Origin of the sequence: Psychrobacter sp. FDAARGOS_221 (genome assembly GCF_002313155.2) — a bacterium.
Taxonomy (GTDB): Bacteria; Pseudomonadota; Gammaproteobacteria; order Pseudomonadales; family Moraxellaceae; genus Psychrobacter.
The window spans coordinates 172,464-193,956 of record NZ_NWFK02000001.1; the positions used below are offsets into that span (position 1 = coordinate 172,464).

Genomic DNA, 21,493 nt, shown 5'->3' on the forward strand with positions numbered 1-21,493 from the left:
TTAAAAAAATATTACAAGACGTGATTGTTAACTAAATGCTGACTAATAATTATAACTGAGTAGGGGATTGATGAAACATTGTATGCAGAGCACTCAGCCCTTTAGTATATGCTGAACAAAGGGTAAACTCTAATGATGGTCGCTAAATTATAAGCGATAAACGATAAAGCACAAGTGATGCTGTTAATTGCAATAACTTAGACACTAACTTAGACACTTGCTTTTAAAGTCAATATTGTCTTTAAAAGCAAGTATTGTCTTTATAAATTAATATCGTAAGCCTAAAATCATAAGCATAGCACTTTAAAATAACAAATTTTAAAATGAATAATTTAAATCGTATCAAAAAATAAAACCAATAATAAAAAGGATCTGTTATGACTACGGAAGCCAATGCAGTAAAAACATTTTTCGTAAGCGCTGAGCGTCTTGAGACCATCAGCAACATCGCCAGTGATTATCTTAGTAATCAACAAGACAAACCGCTGGTTCAACAATTTATAACCACTTACTATCGAAACCTTGATGTCAGAGTAGCTGATAAACAATCTGATGCAGATTTGGCAGGCATGGCGCTGCATCACTTTGTGTTATTAAAATCTTATCAAGACAATCAGCCTGTACTACGTTTATTAAATCCTACCGTTGAAGAGCAGCATTTTCACAGTAGCCATAGCGTGCTGCAATTGGTCGCTTATAACCGACCCTTTTTAGTCGATACCTTGACCATGTGCATTGAAGGCGAGGGCTTAGAGGTACGTCGAATTCACAATACCATTATCGATGTGGCGCGTGATGACGATGGTAAAGTGATTCAAATTAATGAGGTGCAAGACAGTGACAGTCGCTATTTTTCATTGGTGCATTGTGAGATAGAGCGCACTGATACCGAGACACTTGAAGCACTATCAGCAGTTATTAAGGCCAAGATTGCCACTTTAGATACCGTGGTTGGTGATTGGCAGGCCATGCAAGATAGACTAAATCAAATCCAACAAGATCTAGAGCATGTTAAAGTGCCAGAGGTCTATCACAGCAAGCAAGAAATTAGAGACTTTTTACAATGGATTGCTGCTGATAACTTTATTTTCTTAGGTTTTAGAGAGTATCGTATTGAAGGCGCTGCCCATCAGACAGAAACAGCTGCTGACCCAGACAACGCAAAAAATATCAATCTCATAGCGGTCGGTAATAGTGGTTTAGGACTGTTAAATGATGTCTCAGAAGACACGCCATCTAGAAGTTTTGCCCAATTGCCTGATCGATTAAAAGCGCTGATGACCATGCCACGCGTGGTGTTATTGTCAAAATCTAGTCAGCTGTCACCGATTCATCGTCCGGTATATATGGACTTTTTGGGTATTCATAAATATGATGCTGAAGGTCATTTGGTAGGTGAATATCGCTTTATTGGTCTGCTAACCTCACAAGCCTATCAATTAAGCGTGCAGCAAATTCCGTTATTACGTGAAAAAGCCAATAAGATAATGGAGCGCGCTGATTTTCCTAAAAATGGCTATAACTATCATAAATACATGCACATCATTAATAGCTTGCCGCGTGATGACTTATTCCAGGCCAGTATTGATGAGCTGTATCCCATTGTTTCTGGTATCGCTCAATTAAAAGATAAGACTAGACTGCGTCTGTTTAGCCGAGTCGATCATTACCAGCGTTTTGTTTCGTGCTTGGTATATATCCCGCGTGATAAGTTCAATACCAATACTCGTCTAAAAGTACAGCAAGCCTTGGTCAATGCCTTTAATGGCACCTCTTCAGGATTTACCACTGAGTTTAATGAGTCGTATCATGCCCGCGTACATGTGCATGTGCGTACTGAGCCAGGTCAAGTCAATAGCGTTGACTTAGCGCAATTAGAAGATGAGTTAAATGATCTGATGCAAGACTGGCGTGACCAGTATCAGCAAGTGATGTTAGAGGCGCTTGGCGAACAGCAAGCCAATCTATTATTAAAGCGATATTTGCAAGTGATTCCAGCCGCTTATCAAGAGCGCTTTGATGTGCGTACCGCTGTGGTCGATACCAAGCGCTTAGCTAGCCTGACTGATAGCCAGCCGATGATATGGAAGCTGTATCAATCAACCGGTGATGAAAGCAATCAGTTGCACTTAAAGTTATATGGTCAAAATGAGCCAACCATTTTATCCAAAATCCTGCCAATACTTGAAGATTTTGGTGTTTCTGTTATCTCGGCTCAGACCTATACCTTTGATGTGGCAGATCAGCCATTGTGGTTACAAGAGTATCAATTAACTCAGCGCCATACCAACCCAATCAATTTGTCGGTGGTGCGTGAGCAGTTTGAAGACAGCTTATCTCAAATCTGGGCAGGGCGTGTAGAAAGTGACTCGCTTAATGAGCTGGTATTAACCACGCGTCTTGAAACCTTCGAAGTAGTGATGCTGCGTGCATTGATGCGTTATATACTGCAAGCCAAAGCGCCATTTTCGAGTCAATATATTCAGCAAACCTTGGTCAAAAATAGTGATATTGCGGTAATGATTGCTGACTTGTTTGATGCGCGCATGAACCCAGAGCATGATTCGCAGCAACGCTCACAAAAAACCAAGGCCTGCCAAGATCAGTTAAAAGCAGCGCTAGTGAATGTCGAAAGCTTAGATGAAGATAGGATATTACGCTGGTATTTGGATGTTATTAATGCGCTGTTACGTACCAACTACTATCAACGTGATGATGAGGGTAATCGCAAAGATCGCTTGTCGTTTAAGTTTGCAGCCAGTGAAATTCCAAACTTACCTAAACCTAAGCCTATGTTTGAGATTTTTGTTTACTCACCGCGCGTTGAAGCGATTCACTTACGTGGCGGTAAAGTCGCGCGTGGCGGCTTACGCTGGTCAGATCGTATGGAAGATTTCCGTACCGAAGTGTTGGGTCTGGTAAAAGCACAGATGGTGAAGAACGCGGTTATTGTGCCGGTCGGTTCCAAAGGCGGTTTTATTGTTAAACAAAAAACCCCTGCTGATGGCCGAGAAGCGTTCCAAAAAGAAGGTATTGCCTGCTATCAAACCTTCTTACGCGGTATGCTCGATGTGACCGATAACTTGGTTGATGGTGAAGTAGTACACCCTAATAATACCGTACGTCATGATGAAGATGATCCGTATCTGGTTGTGGCTGCTGATAAGGGTACGGCCAGTTTCTCCGATATCGCCAATGGCGTAGCCGCTGAATATGGCTTCTGGCTTGATGATGCCTTTGCATCAGGTGGCTCAGTCGGTTATGACCACAAAGCCATGGGCATTACTGCTCGCGGTGCTTGGGAATCAGTGAAGCGGCATTTTAGAATGCTTGGCTTAGATATCCAAAATAAAGACGACTTTACCGTAGTTGGTATTGGCGATATGAGCGGTGATGTATTTGGTAATGGTATGCTGTTATCGAAGCATATCAAGCTGCAGGCAGCGTTCAACCATTTGCATATTTTCATTGATCCAAATCCTGATACTCAAGCCTCTTATGCAGAACGTGAGCGTCTGTTTAACCTGCCACGCTCAACTTGGGATGATTATGAAAAGTCATTAATTAGCCAAGGTGGCGGTGTGTTCTCACGCGCGGATAAGTCCATCACGATCACTGATGAGATGAAGCAGGCATTCGATATTGCTGAGGATAGCCTAACCCCAAATGAGCTAATCAGTCGACTACTCACTGCTCCGGTTGATCTTATCTGGAATGGCGGTATCGGTACGTATGTTAAAAGCGGTGATGAGAGCCATGCTGATGTGGGCGATCGTGCCAATGATGCGGTCCGTGTCAATGGTGAAGACATTCGCGCTAAAGTATTTGGCGAAGGCGGTAACCTAGGTTGTACCCAGCAAGGCCGTATTGAATACGCTTTATATGGCGGCCCTGAAAATGAGGGCGGTCATCTATATACCGATGCGATTGATAACTCAGGCGGCGTAAACTGCTCCGACCATGAAGTCAATATCAAGATCTTATTAGGTAAAGTCGTTGAGCAGGGTGATATGACCCTAAAACAGCGTAATGAGCTGTTAAAAAGTATGACCGACGAAGTTGCTGAGTTGGTATTACGTCAAAACTATCTGCAACCGCAAGCGCTTGAATTAAGCCATCTAGACGGTGCAGAGAACTTAACTGACCATAAACGCATTATCGACTACTTAGAAGCAGAAGGCCGCTTAGACAGAGCCATTGAGTTCTTACCTAGCGATGAAGTTATTGAGCAGCGCAGGCAGGCAGGATTGGGTATGACCCGTCCAGAGCTGGCTGTGATACTGGCTTACGGTAAGATGTGGGTGTATGAGCAGTTATTAGAGTCTGATTTGCCTGACGATCCTTATTTCGTCAATGAGCTACGCAAATACTTCCCAGATGCGCTGGTCAGTCAATTCTTTACAGAGATGACCCGTCATCGTCTGCATCGTGAGATTATCAGTACTTATCTGACCAACAGTGTGGTTAATCGCTTGGGCATCGAAGCTATTTTCCGCCTATTTGAAGAGACTAATCAGGACGTTGCTACTTTGATAAGAAGTTATGCGGTTGTTAGAGATTTGTTTGAAGTCAGTGATAATTGGCAGATTCTTGAATCTTTAGACAATCAGGTTGATGCCAATAGTCTGCTGCAGCTTGAAGTCAGAGTGCGTGCTGCGCTTGAGCAAGGTATTGTGTGGCTAGTCAACGCCTTTGGCTCTGATATGCAAGTAGCAGATACCATTGAACGCTTTAAGCAAGGCGTGGCAGAGTTGATAGCACCGCAAGGAATCATCGCCCGTCAATTTAAGGCGCATCTTGAGCAAGAAGTGACTCACTTTACTGAGTTAGGATTGTCAGCTGAACAGGCGCAAAGCTTTGCGATACTGCCTTATGCGATTGATGCCTTGGATACAGAGCTGTTGGCTGAGCAATATGATCGCCCCGTTGCTCAAATAGCGAGCTTATACTTTGAGGTGTATCAAAACCTAAATATTGACTGGTTTATGCATCATGTTGATCTGTTACCGCAGCAAAATCATTGGGACAGACGTGCTCGTTATGCCTTGTTAAATGAGCTGACACGCAGCCTACGTCAGATGATGAATAAGCTGTTATCACAATCTGATGCGGCGGCCAGTTTGAAACAGTGGCAGCAGACACATAAGCAAGCGACACAGTTAATGGCAGATCAAATGTCTGAATTAAAACCAGAGCAAGTAAGCTTATCTGTGCTGTCAGTGATGATTAGTGAGATGAACAAGCTAATTTCTGAATAATTGATTTCAGTTAAAGGATTTATAATGCAACGATTAAAACTTCAAGAAAAGTTTGCCGTTATTTTTACTTTTGGCGTATTGGGTATTCTTGGTGCTAGCTTGGTTTATAACGATAAAGACGTTAGCGATCAGGTTGAAAGCACGGCTAATGCTCTTGTGAGCGAACAGCATTCTAATCAAGTTGACCAAAGTGGTATAACGCCATTGAATCAAGCAAGTGGCAATCAAGTAACTGGCAATGGCAATCCAGTAAGTTCAAACCCATTGACTGATCGTCAAACAGCTGTGGTTAACAGTAGTCAGTAGAACCGCTTAATAGTTTAATTTAAAAAAGCCACGCTATATTTATAGCGTGGCTTTTTCGTTGCTGAGAATTTGTGCTAGTGTTTCAGATTGATTAGATAGTGAAGACAATCGCATACTTTGACTCCTCAATATCATATCGTTAATTTTATTCTTTAAGTGCTTAAACTTTAGCAGAACATCCCGGTCCACTGATTTTACTATAGCCGCCTGAGAGTTTATCCACTCTAATTTGAGTATGGATTCTGTCTTTTAGTGCCTGTACATGCGAGATGATACCGATTAATTTACCTTCTTGTTGTAAGTTAGTCAGGGTGCTAAGTGCCACATCCAGCGAGTCTTCATCCAGCGTACCAAAGCCTTCATCCAAGAACAATGAATCAACTCGAATGTTTTGGCTGGCCATATTTGATAAACCGAGTGCTAAAGCCAGACTAATCAAGAAGCCTTCACCGCCAGACAGGTTTTTGGTACTGCGTATCTGACCGCCTTGATAGTCATCAATCACATTGAGCTCAAGCGGATTTTCTTCATCACGAACCAGCACGTAACGGTCGCTCATTTTTTGTAGCTGTGTGTTGGCGTTACTGACCATAATCTCAAAGGTAAGACCCTGAGCAAACGTGCGGTATCTCTTACCATCACTTGAGCCGATAAGTGAGTGTAGCTCACGCCAGACTTTAAGCTTTTCTTTTTGTTTATCAATCTCATCAAGCTGAGACTGCTGTTGACCTTTACGGTCTTCATTGGCTTTCAGCTGTTGAGTGATAGCGCCAACTTGCTCAATGAGCGTATCGACCAAGCTTTGTTGCTGCTGTAGCTGCTGCTGTAAATCCTCTTTAGAATCCGTAGTCTGAGGATTATCGGTTTTCTGTTTTAGCAGTTGCTCATTCGTTTTTAATGTTGTTTGCGCATAGGTTAGCGCATTATTAATCTGCTGCTGCTTTTGATTAAGGGCATCACGCTCTTCTTTAGGGAGGCGAGCGGCCACAAACGACGCTTCAGAATCAAACTGAAGTGTGCCTAATTGCGAGATGAATGTGTGTTCTTGTTCAGCAAGATTGGTTTCTAATTCAGACAGCTGAGTTTGTATACGCTGAGCATCTGCCTCGACACTGTTTAATCGGTGCTGGCTGTTGCTATAATGCTCACGCAGTTGGCTAAGCTGACTTTTAGCAGTATCTAGCGCTGCGCGTAGTTTATTTTCTTCAATATTTACCTGCTTATCGCCAAACAAGTCACGGCGTTCGGTTTGCATTTGCGTCAGCTGATTAGACTGCTGTTTTATCTCCTCAGATAACGAGTGTAGAGAACTTTGTTCTTTTTCAATTAGGGACTCCGTATTCTCAATTTGAGTCTCTAAGGTTTGCACCTGTGCAGACAGCTTCTGTTGCAAAGAGATTTGCTCTAAGTACCTTTCATTCAGTGTCTTCATTGATTGACGCAACTCACGCAAAGGCTGTAAAGACTCTTGGCATTCTTCATCATCCAAATAACGCTGCTTATCAATACAGTGTATGAGTTGTTTGAGGGCCTGTTCACCGCCTGATATGTTCTGGGGTGAATTGTTATCTACTGGGCTGTCACCTACTGGATTGGGATCTACTGAGCTATCTGTATAGCGTTTGATTAACTGCTGAAGTTGCTCTAATCCCGAGCATAATGAGTCAAACCCTTGTGACATTGCGTTTTTAATCTGATCAATGCGTTGCTGATTCAGCTGTTGCTTGGCTTCAATATCTTTATTATCCATAACAAGCTGTTGATTGTTGTCTGCAATAGACTTTATGTCTTGCTTAATATCAGCTATTTGCTTAGTCAGCTCATCCTGCTGATCTAAGGATACATTAATGTGCTGCTTTTGTTGTTGCAGTGCTTGCTGGGTTTGATAAATAGTGTCAGCTACAGACTTGCAGATTGACAGCAACTCATCTAGTCGCTCATCAGCTGGCGTACTATTAATGAAGGTAATTAATTGATCTAAATCAGTCACCACACTTGCATTAGAAGTATTGTTAGATGCTGTATTAACAGCGCCATTAATCAGCTGTTGTACGCTAGTGGGTGCGCTACCTATTTGAGCGTTTAAGGACTCTGTATGCTCACGTATGTGAGTCAGTGCGCCATGAAGGCGCTGCACTGTTTGGGTTAATTGTGACTGGGTTTGGTTCAGTTTATATTCTGTGGTGTTGAACGAAAGCTTATCAGTATCTAGCTTACTTTTAGCTGTATTGATTTGCGTATCAATCTGATTAAGCGTTTCTTTTAATTGATTCAGCTTGGCATGCTGCTCGCTTGTATCCGACGGCTTGTGCCCAGCATTTGGATGCTCAGTAGAACCACAAAGCGGGCAGGGTTGATTCTGCTCCAATAGCTCAATGTAATCTTCAAGTTTAGCTTCAAGCTCTATAATTTTCTGCTGCTGTTCAATCTGATCCTGTTTGTCTTGTTTATTCCTAGCAAGTGCTTCAAGTTCTTTATTGGTACTAGCAATTACTTTTTTTAGGTTCTCGATATCTGTGGTGAGTTTAGTAGATGCAGACTTTTCAGAATCGATGTTAGTCGCTAATTCTTTGACGGTTTCAAGTTGCTGATGAATACTTGTTAGCTGTGAATTGGTTGCATCAATATGCTGTAGCTGCTCACGGAACTTAGCCAGGGGTTGACCTTGTAGTAAGGCATCTTGCTGTTGTTTTACTTCAGCCAGCTGAGCCAGTTTGCCATCGTATCGCTTTTGATTGGTTTGAAGCTTATCTTGAAGCTGTTTAAGCTGATTCGAGAGCTTAATATTATCTTGTTCTTTGAGTTGCTGCTGCTGATATTGTGCGTAGTTGTCTTTTATCTGTGCTTTGATACTCTGTCCGAGCGCGTCTAAGGTGCTTATATCAACATTAAGCTTTTGATGATGCTCGTTTTTATGTAGGTAGTTATTGATGTCATTGAGCTTTTGCTGCGTATCATTTTTATTAGATATGTATTTCTCTAACTGCTTATTATAGTCAGATAAGCTTTGTTGATGGGTTTGCTGTAAGTCTTGTTGCTGCTTGAGCGTGATCTGTTGCTGACTGATTTTATTATCAAGCTCGCGTGTTTGATCAATGACAGGCAAAGTATCGTTCAAGCTTTTTTCAGCCAGTTTTTCATTCTGCTGTGCTTGGGTTACTTGCTGCTGCTGCTCTGTCAGTTGTTGTTTTAAGGCAGGGATTTGCTGTGATTTATGCGTCTGCTCTTGAGCCAGCTTATGTTTTGATTCACGCAAACTACGCACTTGAGTATAAAGACTCTCAACTTCTAATGCTTTATTGGCATTATTAAGCCGTATAGCATCCTCAGTAAAAGCAGCTTTTGCTTCAATCGCTGATTTTTCATCCGTTTTAAGCTGAGCAATCTGCTGTGTCAGCTGTTCAATCTCATGAATCCATTTTAGTTGCTCATCTAGCTTGGCAACTGTTTTACGCTTATCAACCAATTGAGCGTTGTTGTCTTTAAGCTGCTGATTTAATTCAGTTTCAGTCTCTTTATCTAAAAGCTCTAATCCTTGTAGCTTGGCTTGCAGTGCGTCAAGCTTCGACTCTTCTTCTCGTCGTTTCTCATGCACTTGCTTAGAGATGGTCGCGTAGATATCAGTACCGGTAATTTTCTCTAAAATATCGGCACGTTCACCAGTGTCAGCCTTGAGAAACGCTGCAAAACTACCTTGTGCAAGCAGGATAGAGCGAGTGAACTGGTCAAAATCCATACGGATTAAATCGACAATTCTCGCTTTGGTTAATGTGGCTTTTTCCTCAAGAATGGTACCCGCCTTTTGACCATTATGATCGCTAGCAAGTGCAAGCTCGTGAGTTATCGGACCTAAATTACCATCTGGCTTGCCATAGGCACGGCGCTGTTGCCAGAAGCAACGATAGTGGACATCATTCACATCAATGACGACTTCAGCCGAACACTCGCCTGTTTGACGCGACATGACCTCGTTATAAGACCCAGTCATCTTGCCAAGACGCGGCGTTTCACCATACAAAGCCAAACAAATCGCATCCAAAATAGTGGTCTTTCCAGCCCCAGTGTGCCCGATAATGGCAAAGATACCCTCGTTGACATACGCCTCATCGGTAAAGTCGATGTGCCATTCGCCTCTAAGAGAGTTTAGGTTTTTTAGTCGTAATTCAATCAGTCGCATGGCTTAAGTCTTATTAAATTTATGATGAAATAGATAAAGTCTGAAGCTATTCCCACTTTACTACTTCAATCGGGGCTAAACCGTTCCTTCGAGGCAAGGTTAGTATAATTGATTCAACTAAGGCTATTCGTTATGAATACAGTCAAATTTCAGGGAAGTCATGCCAAGGAGTTTTACATAGTTCAATGCTAGCATCATTAAAATGATAGGCAAGTTCTTTGACCACTAGACGTGCATGATGGAAAAAATTAATAGCTTCTTTCAAATCCACATTATCTGAAAGTGCTTCATGAGTAAGTGTATTACGTATATCTGACATTGTTTCGTAAATCTCTATCCACTTTCGGATATCGGTTCAATATCAAATTTAGACCAAGATTTAATTCTATTACGTACACCCATTCTTTCATACTTGTTTTGTTCACGCTCAATAATCCCAGCAAGTAATTTATCAGAACCTCTTCTCAAAATATCATTGAGCGTAAATTTTTCCTCCATAAACTTGTCATGGTTTTTCTCTAGAATATCGCTATAAAGAAAGAACTCATATGCTTCAAGGAGGCAATAATTATATAATATTATTTGTGTACCAATAATATGTTCTATAGGCATAAAGTCTTTTTCATTTCCAAAAGGTACCCCACCGTTTTCTTTGAATTCGCAGGATTCGGGATTTCCTAATACTAAACCAATAGTTTTGCTCATTTCAATAGATAAAGAATGAATTAATGGGAGTAAGTTTTCATCTAAATCTGGTTTGTTACCTGCTGTAACTAAGCAAGGAGGTGTAGACCATGCTTGCTTATCCCAATTCATCATTTTTCTGCCAGCAATTGCCAAGTCTGAAGTTCTAACCGCTGAAACAGTAAACATATTCATTCGTTCAATAACTTCATTAAATAGCATACCTTTTTCCTTAAGGATGTTTTTGTAGTTCAACGTCTATGATAAGTTATACGCAACTATTTGATAGATATAAGTTTGGCGGGTAGGATAATTCTTGCAGTATCACATAAGAAATCATATATATTTCATAATTTATAACGCCCGTTTATCTTCATGATGAATATCATGGACAATTTGAGCATAGGCCTCGCGCAAGCTTGGACGCTGTGACTCAGCGACATCATTCGCTGCCAAACAGCGCTCAAAGACTTCCATCTCATCTAAGTCTTGCAGCGTTTCGTGCGCCACTTGTGATTTAAGGACTTTATCACGTACTTGGTTATTACGAATCTTGAGTACCTGTAAAGGAGTGTCGGCTACTACGCTATTAATTTGCTCGCGTAAATCGCTAACAATCTCATTGCCAGCATATTCCACTTCAATCCATATGGGCTTATCTGTAGGCAATGCAGTTAATGCATTTAAAATTTCTTGAAGCTCACCAGATATGTGCATCAAGTGTTGAAAACAAGGCACAGTGACAGAAACAACTTGCATTGAGTTATCAGAGTTTTTGTACAAGTTTTTTGTTGGCTGATTATCTTTATCGATATTAATTAAACTATCTTGTACGACATTATCATCGGTGCCATTGTCTTCAGCAATGTCAGAGGGTAGGCTATCGAATAAGTCGGGCGTAAATGGGGGATCGTCTTTGACAGTGTTGCTAACTACAGGCGTGACAGAAGTGCTAAGAGAGCCTTCAACACCTGAAAGTTCACTAGCTTCACTAAAGTCATCTAACTGCTCGCCAAATTGCACCAACAACACCTGCTTGGTCTGTTTTGCTTCACCAAAGCCCATTGCAATGGGTGAACCACTATAACGAATGGTGTCGGAGCCGCCGACTTTCTGCGGGACATGTAAGTGACCCAGTGCCACATAATCGAAACCGTCATCAAAGGTATCAGCAGAGATTTTGCCCAAATTACCGACATATAGGTCACGCACACCGTCATCTTCTGTCGTTGTGCCGCCAGCGGCGAATAAATGACCGGTCGCAATAATAGGAATATGACGCTGAGATTGAGCATTTAGCTCTGCCTGTTTGTCTTTGGCAATATCAGCCACTTGCGCATAGTGCTCACGGATACCTGCCAGTAAATTGGCGTCTTTATCTGCGCCTGATTCGCCCGCTTGCGTATTACGCACATCACGGTCACGTAGGTAGGGCACAGCGGCTATGATGCACTGAGGTTCGCCAGACTTGCTCTTTAATACCAGTACTTCATCAGCAATATCATCACAAGCAGTACCAATCACATGCACATTCAAAAACTTTAAGACATTGGCTGGCGCGTCCAAAAAGGTTGGGGAGTCATGGTTACCAGCGACTATCACAACGTGGTCGCAGTGTAGGCTGGAAATTAAACCCAAAAATTCGTAGTAGAGCGCTTGTGCTCTATTACTCGGCGTCATGGTGTCAAAGATATCACCAGCGACAATAAGTATATCGACTTGATACTGCTCAATGGTTTTGGTCAGCCATGCTAAAAACGCTTCAAATTCTTCGTAGCGTAATTGACCATATAGACGGCGACCCAGATGCCAGTCTGAGGTATGTAAAATGGTTAAGGGCTTGGCAGCGGCAGACAGTTCGGTAGACTTAGACATAGAGGTTATTACAACGCGTAAATAATTAAGAAAATGGCTTAATCAATAAGTGATTTAAAAGTAGCTTATCATTGAATGGGAGTTAATTAATCATACCATAAATGGCAATTTACCAGTCTCGCTTTTGGCTACTGACTCTTTATTAGGGCGCGCCCTAAATTAACGACCTGTGAAGACTTTATAATTCACTATATGTTCAGGCAGAATTTCCCAAGTAACGCCTTGTACTGCCCAATCATCTGGTAGATCTTCTATCGAAAAAATCTTAAGCCAAGTGGCTTCTTTACTTTTTTTGAGTAAGTTTGCATCTTTTTCCTGTGCTTCATACTGCTCGTAATACTCATACTCGGCATCGGTGTGTGAGAGGTGATGATTGTTTAGCACCGCATGCCAGCTATCAAAGTCACTGAGCAGCACTTTATCAGAGGAAATATCTAACTCAATCCTAACAGCTTTACATCCTCTCTGAACATGCCCGCCAGCTCTTAAATCAGGCTTCGCTCTGTGTTTGCCTTCCCAATATCGCCATACCCAAATAGGATACTCAACACCTTGCGGCGGTGAGACCTTGTTTGCCAACTGTTTTGCAATCCATCGATAAGCCTGTTTACGGTCCTTATCTACTTTATCAGGATCGGTTCTTAACGGCTGACCACTTAATAGAATGTCTAGCTCGTCGAGAGTTCTAATAGACCAAAGTTTCATTTTCAGCACTCATAATGGGATTGGTAATAAGTATTTTAGATATATTATTGATAAACAAAAGGTTGGATTTAGGTTTGCTTGGACGCTTAATATGCGCTTGATTATAAAGCGAAAGCACGCTAATAGCGCAGGCTGGTATGCTTTAGTGTATGATAGCAACTTATTAGATGGTTAAGCATCAAAAAAGTATTTGCAAACAAAAGGGTAGCTCGTGTTACAAACAACAAAGCAGTATGTACAATGGCAAGAAAATGGGATTGAGCAACAGGCACGCTGGTTATCTCAAAGTGGTTATGAAGTGCCTAAGCGTATCGTTATTATTGACGATACCACGACAGCCAATGAAGCCTATCGTCTAGCCAATGCGGGCACATCTATGTTATGGCGCGGTGATTTTCATAACGCTAAGCAATTATTGCAAGCCATAAAGCGCCGTATTGATAGAACCCAGCAGCGTCGTTTGAGCAAAGCCGCTAAATCAAATACTGATACGAATAACCAAGAAGAGTTCCCAGAGCTTTTTCATAAAAACCGATTGGCGCAAAGCCAACGCTCTAGAATACTAGGTCGACTGCTACTTCAGTTAGATGCAGGGTATGTTAGTCAATTACGCCGTGCACCTGATGTGAGCGCTGCTTGCACTGCTGCGTTTGGTGAAATGGATGAGCCTTGCGTATTGTCATTCCGTGATTTGCAAGGCGCAATCAGTGCCGCACAGTGGCGTAAAAAAGGCGTGCCGGTTAAAGCTTTGGGCTTATCTATTCATCCGCATTACGGCGTGTTTGCGCCGACGCGTCAGGAATATGTGCAGCTGCTGTTTGATGCACCGCTGCCAATTAATAAAAACGTGGCTTATGACATTGGAACGGGTACAGGGCTGCTGTCTATTGTGCTCGCTAAACGTGGGTTTAACCAAATAATTGCGACGGACTTAAATCCGCGCGCACTTGACTGTGCCAAAGACAATCTAAATCGTTTAGAGTTATCAAACGTCACCTTACAACAAACTGACTTGTTTCCAAATGACGCGCCGCTTGCTGATTTAATTGTCTGCAATCCTCCTTGGTTACCTGCAAAGCCGAGCTCGCCATTAGAGTATGCCGTATATGATGCCAATAGCACCATGCTACGTGGTTTCTTGAATGAGGCAAAACAGCATTTGGCTGAGGGCGGAGAGATTTGGCTGATTATGTCCGATTTAGCTGAGCATTTAAAGTTGCGTACTCGTGAGGAGTTACTTGGCTGGATAGATGAGGCAGGTCTAACCGTCAAATACCGTTTAGACACGGAGCCAACACATGGCAAAAGCCAAGATGCAACAGATCCGCTATTTATAGCACGTAGTTCTGAAATAACGTCGTTGTGGTGTTTGCAGTAATAGGTTTAACTAAGATATCTGTATTTTAAACTGCTTTATTAAGCTATTTCTTTATTAACTATTTAAGGTTCAAGCTACATCGGCTTTTCTTAATTTCTGCATAGTGATTCCATATAACTAGGTTATAGTTTTGGTTACTTAGCCAGTAACCGACGTAACACAACCTAGTTATGGTTGATAGGGAGACAGGATGTCACAATCAGAGCAGTCAGAATCTAATCAAAGTTTAGTTGTGGACAGTATAGATAATAATACTGACTTAAATGAGTATCCAACAGTAAAGTTAATAAAGACTTTTGCCTTGTATGGAGGCTTCGTTGGCGGTCTGATTATGTGGTTTGGTTTTACAGTTATTTCACCGTCGAATATACTAAATATGTTTGTCTTTATCATTCTAAATAGTATTGTAGCCGGTCTTATACCTTCTATCGTTACTGCATTTATCCTTAATAGATTAAGATTAATCTTAAATCAACCGATTAAGTGGTTTTATTTATTATCAGTTGGTGCAATAGTCACCGCTTTGTATGCGCATATTATTTTGAGCGTGCTAAGTATGTTTAGAGGCGGTAGTTTTAATTTATTGATTGATTATAGTCAAGATACGCTACTGCTTATCATGTTGGTATCTATCATAGGCGGCGTTAGTAGTTTAATTTTAGGCAGCTTAGTGTTACCTAAAAAGACCCTTTTAAATTGAATTTAAAAGGGTCTTTTTTTATTCTTAAAACTAAAGCTTTAAACCATGTTCAGTGCATGCGCTTGCTGATCAGTGTCGCTAATATGCTCACCATACCAGGCTAGAGTGTCATGTAGTTTAGCAACTTCACCGACGATTAATAGCGCTGGTGTTGGTAATGGATTGGCCTCATGCTTGGCAACGATATCGCTCAGTGTACCCGTCATGACTTGCTGAGTGGGTAGGCTGGCATGTGACACAATGGCAATCGGCGTATCTTTATCACGTCCTGCAGTCATAAGTCCTGTGGTCAGTCGCTCTAATGAGTGTAGCCCCATATAAAATACAATGGTTTCATTGGGATTGGTTAAGCTATCAAAGCCTTGATTGGGCTCGCCAGACTTTAAAAACCCTGTCACAAAGCGCACAGACTGGGCATGGTCCCTATGGGTAAGCGGAATGCCTGTATAGCAAGCGGCAGCATTAGCTGCGGTAATACCGGGCACGACTTGATAAGGGATATTGGCTGCGCGCATGGCCTGTATCTCTTCACCGCCACGACCAAAGACAAAGGGATCACCGCCTTTTAGTCGCACCACACGTTTGCCAGAGTTAGCAGCGTCAATCATCATTTGATTGATGTTTTGTTGAGCCACGGCATGATTGCTGCGTTTTTTACCGACAAATACTTTATCGGCATCACGGCGACACAAATCCAGCACTTCATCAGACACTAGCGCATCGTAATAAACGATGTCTGCTTGCTGCATTAATCGTAGCGCCTTAAAGGTAAGTAGTTCTGGATCACCAGGGCCTGCACCAACGATATATACTTCGCCCACAGGCTTAGTGCTAGTTTGCTCATCGTCATTGTGCTTGTTTGATAACTGCTGATGAGTTTGCTCTAGCTGTTGCTTTAATGCTTGCTCTGCATCTGAAATACGACCGGCAAACATAAGCTCGCTGACTTTACCTTCAAATGCTTTTTCCCAAAACTGACGACGACCGGTAAGTGTTGGAATCTTTGATTTAACGTCATCACGCATATCACCAGCCAATTTGGCTAGTTTACCGTAACCTTGTGGAATCAAGGTTTCTAAACGGGCACGGGTTAGACGGGCAAGCACGGGCGCCTTACCATTAGACGATATCCCAATCACGATTGGGCTTCTATCGACAATGGCCGGGAAGATAAAGTCACACAGTGGCGGCGTATCGACCACGTTAACTGGGATATTGAGTGCTTGGCAATCTGCATGCACTTGATGGTTTAAGGCTTCGTCATCTGTACCAGCAATGACAATACGCTTGCCAGCCAAATACTTTTTGTCATATGCAGCAGTAATTAGGCTGTGTTTGTCTTCACCGAGTAGCTCACGAATCTCATTGCTAATCTGTGGTGCCACGATGGTAATGTGCGCACCAGCGCGAGACAGCAAATCTGCTTTACGCTGAGCTACTTCACCGCCGCCAACAATTAATATCGGCTGGTCAGTAAATTTAAAAAATAGGGGAAAGGTATTCATAATCGGTATACTATTTATTATAAGTTGCCCTCATTATGGCGTATTAGCCGCCAACAAGCATGGAAGGATTTGATATTACTTAATTCAAGATTGTCATAACAGGTTGATAACTTGAGCGTATTAGATTGTTTATTGCTAACAAATTAGTATTAATAAAAAGAGTCAGTAGTATATCTATTGGTGAGCTGTTACGATATTGATAGCAGCTTTGTAAGATGTTAAATACATTGAATTGAATCTAGCCAAGATCAGATAAGGAGTGCTTTTGCGAAATATAACGACGATAAGCCTGACTTCTAAAGTTAGTACTAAGTCCATCGACAACTGCTTGCCAAGCAAACTATTAAACTGGACATTATTGTGTCTGGTTATACTGATACTTAGTATTAGCTATGCTCAAGCCAAGTCTGATTCTCAACAGTCACTTAATCTTCAGCAACAGGTGACTAATCAATCTAGCAATGAGAGCTTTAATTATTTTGATCTTATGGTTGAGCAAAGCCCACTTGATATCGAGCGATTGAATGAGAGTCAAAAGCAGCTGGCTGAAGCTATCTATCAACGCGCTTATGGCTTATATTCAGATGAGTATCATCAGCAAAGGATTGACCGGGTTCTAGACCTTATGAATGAAGAGCAGGAGCAGTTGGCAAAGTCTAAACAAAATCAGCCAAAGAATGATGAGTTACTGCAATGCCAATCGAAACTTAATCAATTGCAAAATTATAAAGGCTATATCAGGTTATTTGCTTATGGTCATGTGTATGAGTCTGACTTTGAAGATGCTCAGAATACCTTAAATATGCTCAATCATTTTTTTGTTGATGAGATTGCACAGGCGCGGGAAGAGGGCAATGACAATTTTGAAAGTCCTGAGTTACAGCATAAAGTAGAGCAACAAGGTTTAATCGATGCTTATGAAGATTTTTTAAATGACTCTGATTATGAAGAAGCTCGTAATTTGACAAGCTTTAATATGGATTCTATACCTGACTCAGCACCCAATGCCTATCCTTTTATGACAGTGTATTTTGTACTGTCTAATAACTTAATTTGTGAAAGATTGTTTTAAATTTAACACTGCCTGGCTGTTTTCATTCTGCTGAAAGTCTTTATTTATAAGGGGTTGCGCCATGATATATAAAAATTATATAATAGGTATATACAGTTTATATACCTGATTTTAAGCCTTTAAATGATGTGTTTAAAAGCTAATCTAGGCTTAAATTTATTATCGATAGCTTAAAGAGAGTCGTCCTATGGGAAAAGATAAATTATTTACCGCTAAGGTAGAAGAAAACCTGTTAAATTCATTTAAGCATGCCTGCGCCAATCAAGACACCACTGCCTCGCAAGCGGTCAGAGCCTTTATGCGTGAGTATACGCGTAAGCATGGTCAAGCTGACTTATTCGCACCGATGAAGCGTGGCAAACGTTAAGCGATGTTGCCAGTGGCTATTGACTGTGAAAATCTGGATTATCAAAGTAATTAGTAACCGCTTAAATAATAAGTAGCTGAACCACTGATTAGTATTGAATGCTAAACCTAAATACTACATCTTCAATAGCTAAAACTAAGTGAATAAAAAACACCGCTTAATAAAACATTAAGCGGTGTTTTTTTGGTCAATTAAGTGAGGCGATAAAAATGATGTTAGGTGTTTTATTGCCCACTTAAAGCGTCAATTACAGCTGAGTATGTAGACCACACTCACGGTTTTCTTCTACTTTGGTTGGGTCAAAGTAGTCAAACTCGTTTGGTAGATCGTTTTCTTCAAGGTAGGCGTCTAAATCTTTGTCAGTTTTGTAGAATAAAGGCGCAACTTTTAAAACACCATCTTTAGACTGACTTAGTACATCAAGACCTTGGCGGAATTCAGTTTGGTCTTTACGGATGGCATTAAACCAAACGTCAGGCTTTAACTCACTAAGAGCACGCTTAAATGGTTCAAGTTTTACTTGCTCAGTAAACTCAGCGTGTAGTGGGTTGTCTACGCTTGGGATACCATTGAAGGTTGCATCACGATGTGCGCTGGTTTGTTTTGGGATATAAGTCACTACGTTTAGGTTCAAGTCTTTGATTAGCTTGTTCGCAAACTTATAGGTAGCGTCTGTGTTGTAGCCTGAATCTACCCACAATACAGTGATGTCTGGCTTTTGCTTGGCAATTAGGTGCAAGATAGCTGACTCATATGGGCGAAAGTTAGTGGTGATGATTGGGTTTTCTGCTTTCGCTAATGCCCACTCAACGATTTGCTCAGGGGTTTTGCTTTCTAGTTCTTTGTTGGCTTGGTCGATATTGATGTCGATAGTCATAATAAGTCCTTAAAATAAAAAATATAAAGCTATTGTTTGGTTTGACATGTAGCGGGTTAAAACGAATCTTAAACGTTTTTAAGTTGAATGCTGCTGCCTATCTAAACAGCTGTCTATCTAAATATAGGCTATCTAAACATAGGTAGCTGTCTGGCGACACTGCCATCATAAGATGATGCTAATGCGCCAAAAGATACCTTGATATCTTCAGTTAAATCGCCTGCATTGATGACAAAAGTGTCCACACCAGCACGTTGCAAATAGACAATTTGGTCACGGCCGAAATGACCGGCAATACGCAGCTCACCTTTAAAGCCTTTATGGCGTAAATGACGGATTTGACTAAAGGTACGCCCATCAGCAAATTTTGGCTGATAGAACACAATAAGATCTAAAGCGTTCAGCAGGTTATGCTCTTTATCTTCTGTAGCAGCTAATAACGCATCAAGCTGTTCAGTAGAAATCTCAGTATCTGCCCATAGACCAACACGACTGACATGATTTGAAATCAAATCCAATGCTTCAGTCAGAAGGCCTTGTGGTGACAACACATCAGACATAGGCAAGATCACATCTAGACGCTCAGGCTTGTGTAATAACTCACCTAAGTGAATGGTTGTGGTTGCAATACCGTCTGGCAGTTCAGCGGTATACAGTGCCTGCCAGCTGTCTTCAGCGGTAATATCATTCGCTTTAGCATCTAAAATATTGTGGTTACCCATATACCGCCTCCTTAAATGGCTGAATGCCAACACGTTGTACAAAGTCAGCAAATGGTTCAGCGATATCACCCTCAACATGGCGTTGCTGGGTATACACGTCTAAAACTTTTTGCAAGGTTGATGCCACATCTTCTGTTGCAACAGAGCGACCTAAGATTTCACCCAGACGGGTATCTGATTTTGAGCTACCGCCTAAGCTGAACTGGTACCAGTGCTCACCTTTTTTATCAACGCCTAAGATACCAATATCAGCCACATGGTGATGCGCACAAGCGTTCACACAACCTGACATATTCAGTCTAATTTCGCCTAAATCATACAGATAATCTAAATCATCAAAGTGCTTTTCAATTTGCTCAGCGATGTTAAAGGTCGTGGCGTTCGCCAGTGAACATAAGTCAAAGCCTGGGCACACAATCATGTCCGTTAACGTACCAATGTTTGGGCGTGCCAAGTCAATTTCAGTTAACGCTTCCCATAACGCATACAGATCAGTCTGTTTTACATCGGCAAACACTAAGTTCTGTTGGTGCGTACCACGGATTTCACCAAAACTGTATTGATCAGCTAAATCTGCTAGGCGGTCTAATTGCTCATCAGTGACGTCACCAGCAGGGACATATTTGCCATCAACGAGGCCGGCTTTTAATGAGGCGATGACCGCACGGTAACCGGCCACTTTATGCGGTACAGTGTTGCGAGCATACCAATCGGCGAAAGCTTTGTTTTCAAACTGTTTTTTCAGTTGCGATTGGCTTTCTAATTCATCAACTTTTTCGTAATCAAACTCTGGGAAGTAGCTTTTTGCCGTCGCAAAGTTTTCTTCGGTTAGTGTTAAGTCACCGTCTTTGGTATAGGTTTCCCACTCTTTTTCGACCAGCTTTGTGAACTCTCTGGTGCCTAAGCTCTCAACAAGAATCTTAATGCGAGATCTATACTTTGATTTACTGTCACGGCGGCCATGAAGGTTATAAACACGCAAGATAGCGTCTAAATAACTTAATAAGTGCTCACGAGGTAAGAACTCACGAATGGTTTTACCGATAACTGGGATACGGCCTAGACCACCGCCCACGATAACTTCAAAGCCCACTTCGCCTTCGTCATTTTTGACAACATGAAGGCCGATATCGTGCACCTGAGTTGCCGCACGGTCTTCTGCAGTACCAATGACCGCAATTTTGAACTTACGCGGTAAGAAAGCAAACTCAGGGTGAAAGGTTGACCACTGACGAATAATCTCACAATAAGGGCGAGGGTCTTCGACTTCATTGGCATTAATGCCAGCATAGGGGTCAGTTGTGGTGTTACGAATACAGTTACCTGAGGTTTGAATGGCGTGCATCTGTACAGAGGCCAGCTCAGCTAAGATATCAGGCACTTCTTCAAGCTTAGGCCAGTTTAATTGTAGGTTAGTACGGGTAGTGAAGTGACCATAGCCTTTGTCGTATTTGCGCGTAATCTCTGCCAGTTTACGCACTTGGTAGCTTGCCATTAATCCATAAGGCACAGCGATACGTAACATAGGGGCATGGCGCTGGATATATAGGCCATTTTGCAAACGTAGAGGCAAATATTGCTCTTCAGGCAACTCTCCCGCTAGGTAACGGCGAGTCTGATCGCGAAATTGCTCAACTCGCTCATCAACCATGGCTTGGTCCGCATGAGTATATTTATACATAGTAAAGATGCCTTTTTAACAGTAAAGAATCATGTGGCTATACTACATAGGGTTATAGTTTTTTATAAATTCATATCTGACATATCTATATCCAAAGACAGCATAGAAAAGAATAAGCAAAGTTGGTTAGTCTAGTAACATCAATTTTTATAAATAGCCTAAGCAGTAAAATCTGCATAATCATTC

General features: G+C 41.7%; 15 protein-coding genes. 6 read left to right on the forward strand and 9 right to left on the reverse strand.

What is annotated here, in order from left to right:
• The first annotated feature begins 377 nt into the window (after nt 1-377).
• Both A6J60_RS00815 and A6J60_RS00820 read left to right on the forward strand, forming a co-directional pair.
• The gene (locus A6J60_RS00815; protein WP_096064309.1) at nt 378-5,258 is read left to right on the forward strand and encodes an NAD-glutamate dehydrogenase; all 4,881 of its coding nucleotides are present in this window, start codon (nt 378-380) and stop codon (nt 5,256-5,258) included.
• 24 nt (nt 5,259-5,282) lie between these two features.
• Entirely contained in the window at nt 5,283-5,564 is a 282-nt protein-coding gene (locus tag A6J60_RS00820) for a hypothetical protein (protein WP_096064310.1), read from the forward strand.
• A 160-nt stretch (nt 5,565-5,724) separates the two neighbouring features.
• Here the strand turns inward: A6J60_RS00820 and A6J60_RS00825 are convergent, their stop codons facing one another.
• From A6J60_RS00825 to A6J60_RS00840, 5 genes are all read right to left on the reverse strand, one after another.
• The gene (locus tag A6J60_RS00825) at nt 5,725-9,741 is read right to left on the reverse strand and encodes an AAA family ATPase (protein ID WP_096064311.1); all 4,017 of its coding nucleotides are present in this window, start codon (nt 9,739-9,741) and stop codon (nt 5,725-5,727) included.
• 142 nt (nt 9,742-9,883) lie between these two features.
• Nucleotides 9,884-10,060 (reverse strand): hypothetical protein, encoded by a 177-nt coding sequence (locus A6J60_RS13345; RefSeq protein ID WP_193777994.1) that lies wholly within the window; start codon nt 10,058-10,060, stop codon nt 9,884-9,886.
• Nucleotides 10,061-10,074: 14 nt separating this feature from the next.
• A complete protein-coding gene (locus tag A6J60_RS00830; RefSeq protein WP_096064312.1) occupies nt 10,075-10,647 on the reverse strand; it encodes a hypothetical protein in 573 nt (190 codons plus the stop codon).
• 132 nt (nt 10,648-10,779) lie between these two features.
• Nucleotides 10,780-12,300: an exonuclease SbcCD subunit D C-terminal domain-containing protein gene (locus tag A6J60_RS00835; RefSeq protein ID WP_096064313.1), complete on the reverse strand. Its 1,521-nt coding sequence runs from the start codon at nt 12,298-12,300 to the stop codon at nt 10,780-10,782.
• Between the two features lie 159 nt (nt 12,301-12,459).
• On the reverse strand, nt 12,460-13,005 hold the full coding sequence (locus A6J60_RS00840; RefSeq protein WP_096064314.1) for a DUF3841 domain-containing protein: 546 nt from the start codon (nt 13,003-13,005) through the stop codon (nt 12,460-12,462).
• A gap of 211 nt (nt 13,006-13,216) precedes the next feature.
• On the opposite strand from A6J60_RS00840, the gene A6J60_RS00845 reads away from it, so the two are divergent.
• Nucleotides 13,217-14,383 carry a methyltransferase gene (locus tag A6J60_RS00845; protein WP_096064315.1) on the forward strand — a complete coding sequence of 389 codons (1,167 nt, stop codon included), beginning with the start codon at nt 13,217-13,219 and terminating at the stop codon, nt 14,381-14,383.
• Nucleotides 14,384-14,573: 190 nt separating this feature from the next.
• Nucleotides 14,574-15,083: a hypothetical protein gene (locus tag A6J60_RS00850; protein WP_096064316.1), complete on the forward strand. Its 510-nt coding sequence runs from the start codon at nt 14,574-14,576 to the stop codon at nt 15,081-15,083.
• A 38-nt stretch (nt 15,084-15,121) separates the two neighbouring features.
• On the opposite strand, the gene cysG is transcribed toward A6J60_RS00850, so the two are convergent.
• Nucleotides 15,122-16,588 (reverse strand): siroheme synthase CysG, encoded by a 1,467-nt coding sequence (gene cysG, locus A6J60_RS00855; RefSeq protein ID WP_096064317.1) that lies wholly within the window; start codon nt 16,586-16,588, stop codon nt 15,122-15,124.
• Nucleotides 16,589-16,853: 265 nt separating this feature from the next.
• Here cysG and A6J60_RS00860 point away from each other — a divergent pair, with 265 nt between their 5' ends.
• Nucleotides 16,854-17,660, forward strand: a complete 807-nt coding sequence (locus A6J60_RS00860) for a hypothetical protein (protein ID WP_096064318.1) — start codon at nt 16,854-16,856, stop codon at nt 17,658-17,660.
• A gap of 187 nt (nt 17,661-17,847) precedes the next feature.
• A complete protein-coding gene (locus A6J60_RS00865; protein ID WP_096064319.1) occupies nt 17,848-18,027 on the forward strand; it encodes a hypothetical protein in 180 nt (59 codons plus the stop codon).
• A gap of 247 nt (nt 18,028-18,274) precedes the next feature.
• Here the strand turns inward: A6J60_RS00865 and A6J60_RS00870 are convergent, their stop codons facing one another.
• From A6J60_RS00870 to A6J60_RS00880, 3 genes are all read right to left on the reverse strand, one after another.
• Complete coding sequence (locus A6J60_RS00870; RefSeq protein WP_096064320.1) at nt 18,275-18,904, reverse strand: phosphoadenosine phosphosulfate reductase family protein; 630 nt, start codon at nt 18,902-18,904, stop codon at nt 18,275-18,277.
• A 128-nt stretch (nt 18,905-19,032) separates the two neighbouring features.
• Nucleotides 19,033-19,626: a DUF934 domain-containing protein gene (locus tag A6J60_RS00875; RefSeq protein ID WP_096064321.1), complete on the reverse strand. Its 594-nt coding sequence runs from the start codon at nt 19,624-19,626 to the stop codon at nt 19,033-19,035.
• Entirely contained in the window at nt 19,619-21,307 is a 1,689-nt protein-coding gene (locus tag A6J60_RS00880; protein WP_096064322.1) for a nitrite/sulfite reductase, read from the reverse strand. The genes A6J60_RS00875 and A6J60_RS00880 overlap by 8 nt, the downstream gene beginning before the upstream one ends.
• Between the last annotated feature and the right edge of the window lie 186 nt (nt 21,308-21,493).

Excerpts from the sequence above, each read along its gene's own strand:
- A6J60_RS00815 (WP_096064309.1), top strand. The coding sequence starts at position 378 with ATGACTACGGAAGCCAATGCAGTAAAAACATTTTTCGTAAGCGCTGAG.
- A6J60_RS00820 (WP_096064310.1), top strand. The coding sequence starts at position 5,283 with ATGCAACGATTAAAACTTCAAGAAAAGTTTGCCGTTATTTTTACTTTT.
- A6J60_RS00825 (WP_096064311.1), bottom strand. The coding sequence starts at position 9,741 with ATGCGACTGATTGAATTACGACTAAAAAACCTAAACTCTCTTAGAGGC.
- A6J60_RS13345 (WP_193777994.1), bottom strand. The coding sequence starts at position 10,060 with ATGTCAGATATACGTAATACACTTACTCATGAAGCACTTTCAGATAAT.
- A6J60_RS00830 (WP_096064312.1), bottom strand. The coding sequence starts at position 10,647 with ATGCTATTTAATGAAGTTATTGAACGAATGAATATGTTTACTGTTTCA.
- A6J60_RS00835 (WP_096064313.1), bottom strand. The coding sequence starts at position 12,300 with ATGTCTAAGTCTACCGAACTGTCTGCCGCTGCCAAGCCCTTAACCATT.
- A6J60_RS00840 (WP_096064314.1), bottom strand. The coding sequence starts at position 13,005 with ATGAAACTTTGGTCTATTAGAACTCTCGACGAGCTAGACATTCTATTA.
- A6J60_RS00850 (WP_096064316.1), top strand. The coding sequence starts at position 14,574 with ATGTCACAATCAGAGCAGTCAGAATCTAATCAAAGTTTAGTTGTGGAC.
- cysG (WP_096064317.1), bottom strand. The coding sequence starts at position 16,588 with ATGAATACCTTTCCCCTATTTTTTAAATTTACTGACCAGCCGATATTA.
- A6J60_RS00865 (WP_096064319.1), top strand. The coding sequence starts at position 17,848 with ATGGGAAAAGATAAATTATTTACCGCTAAGGTAGAAGAAAACCTGTTA.
- A6J60_RS00870 (WP_096064320.1), bottom strand. The coding sequence starts at position 18,904 with ATGACTATCGACATCAATATCGACCAAGCCAACAAAGAACTAGAAAGC.
- A6J60_RS00875 (WP_096064321.1), bottom strand. The coding sequence starts at position 19,626 with ATGGGTAACCACAATATTTTAGATGCTAAAGCGAATGATATTACCGCT.
- A6J60_RS00880 (WP_096064322.1), bottom strand. The coding sequence starts at position 21,307 with ATGTATAAATATACTCATGCGGACCAAGCCATGGTTGATGAGCGAGTT.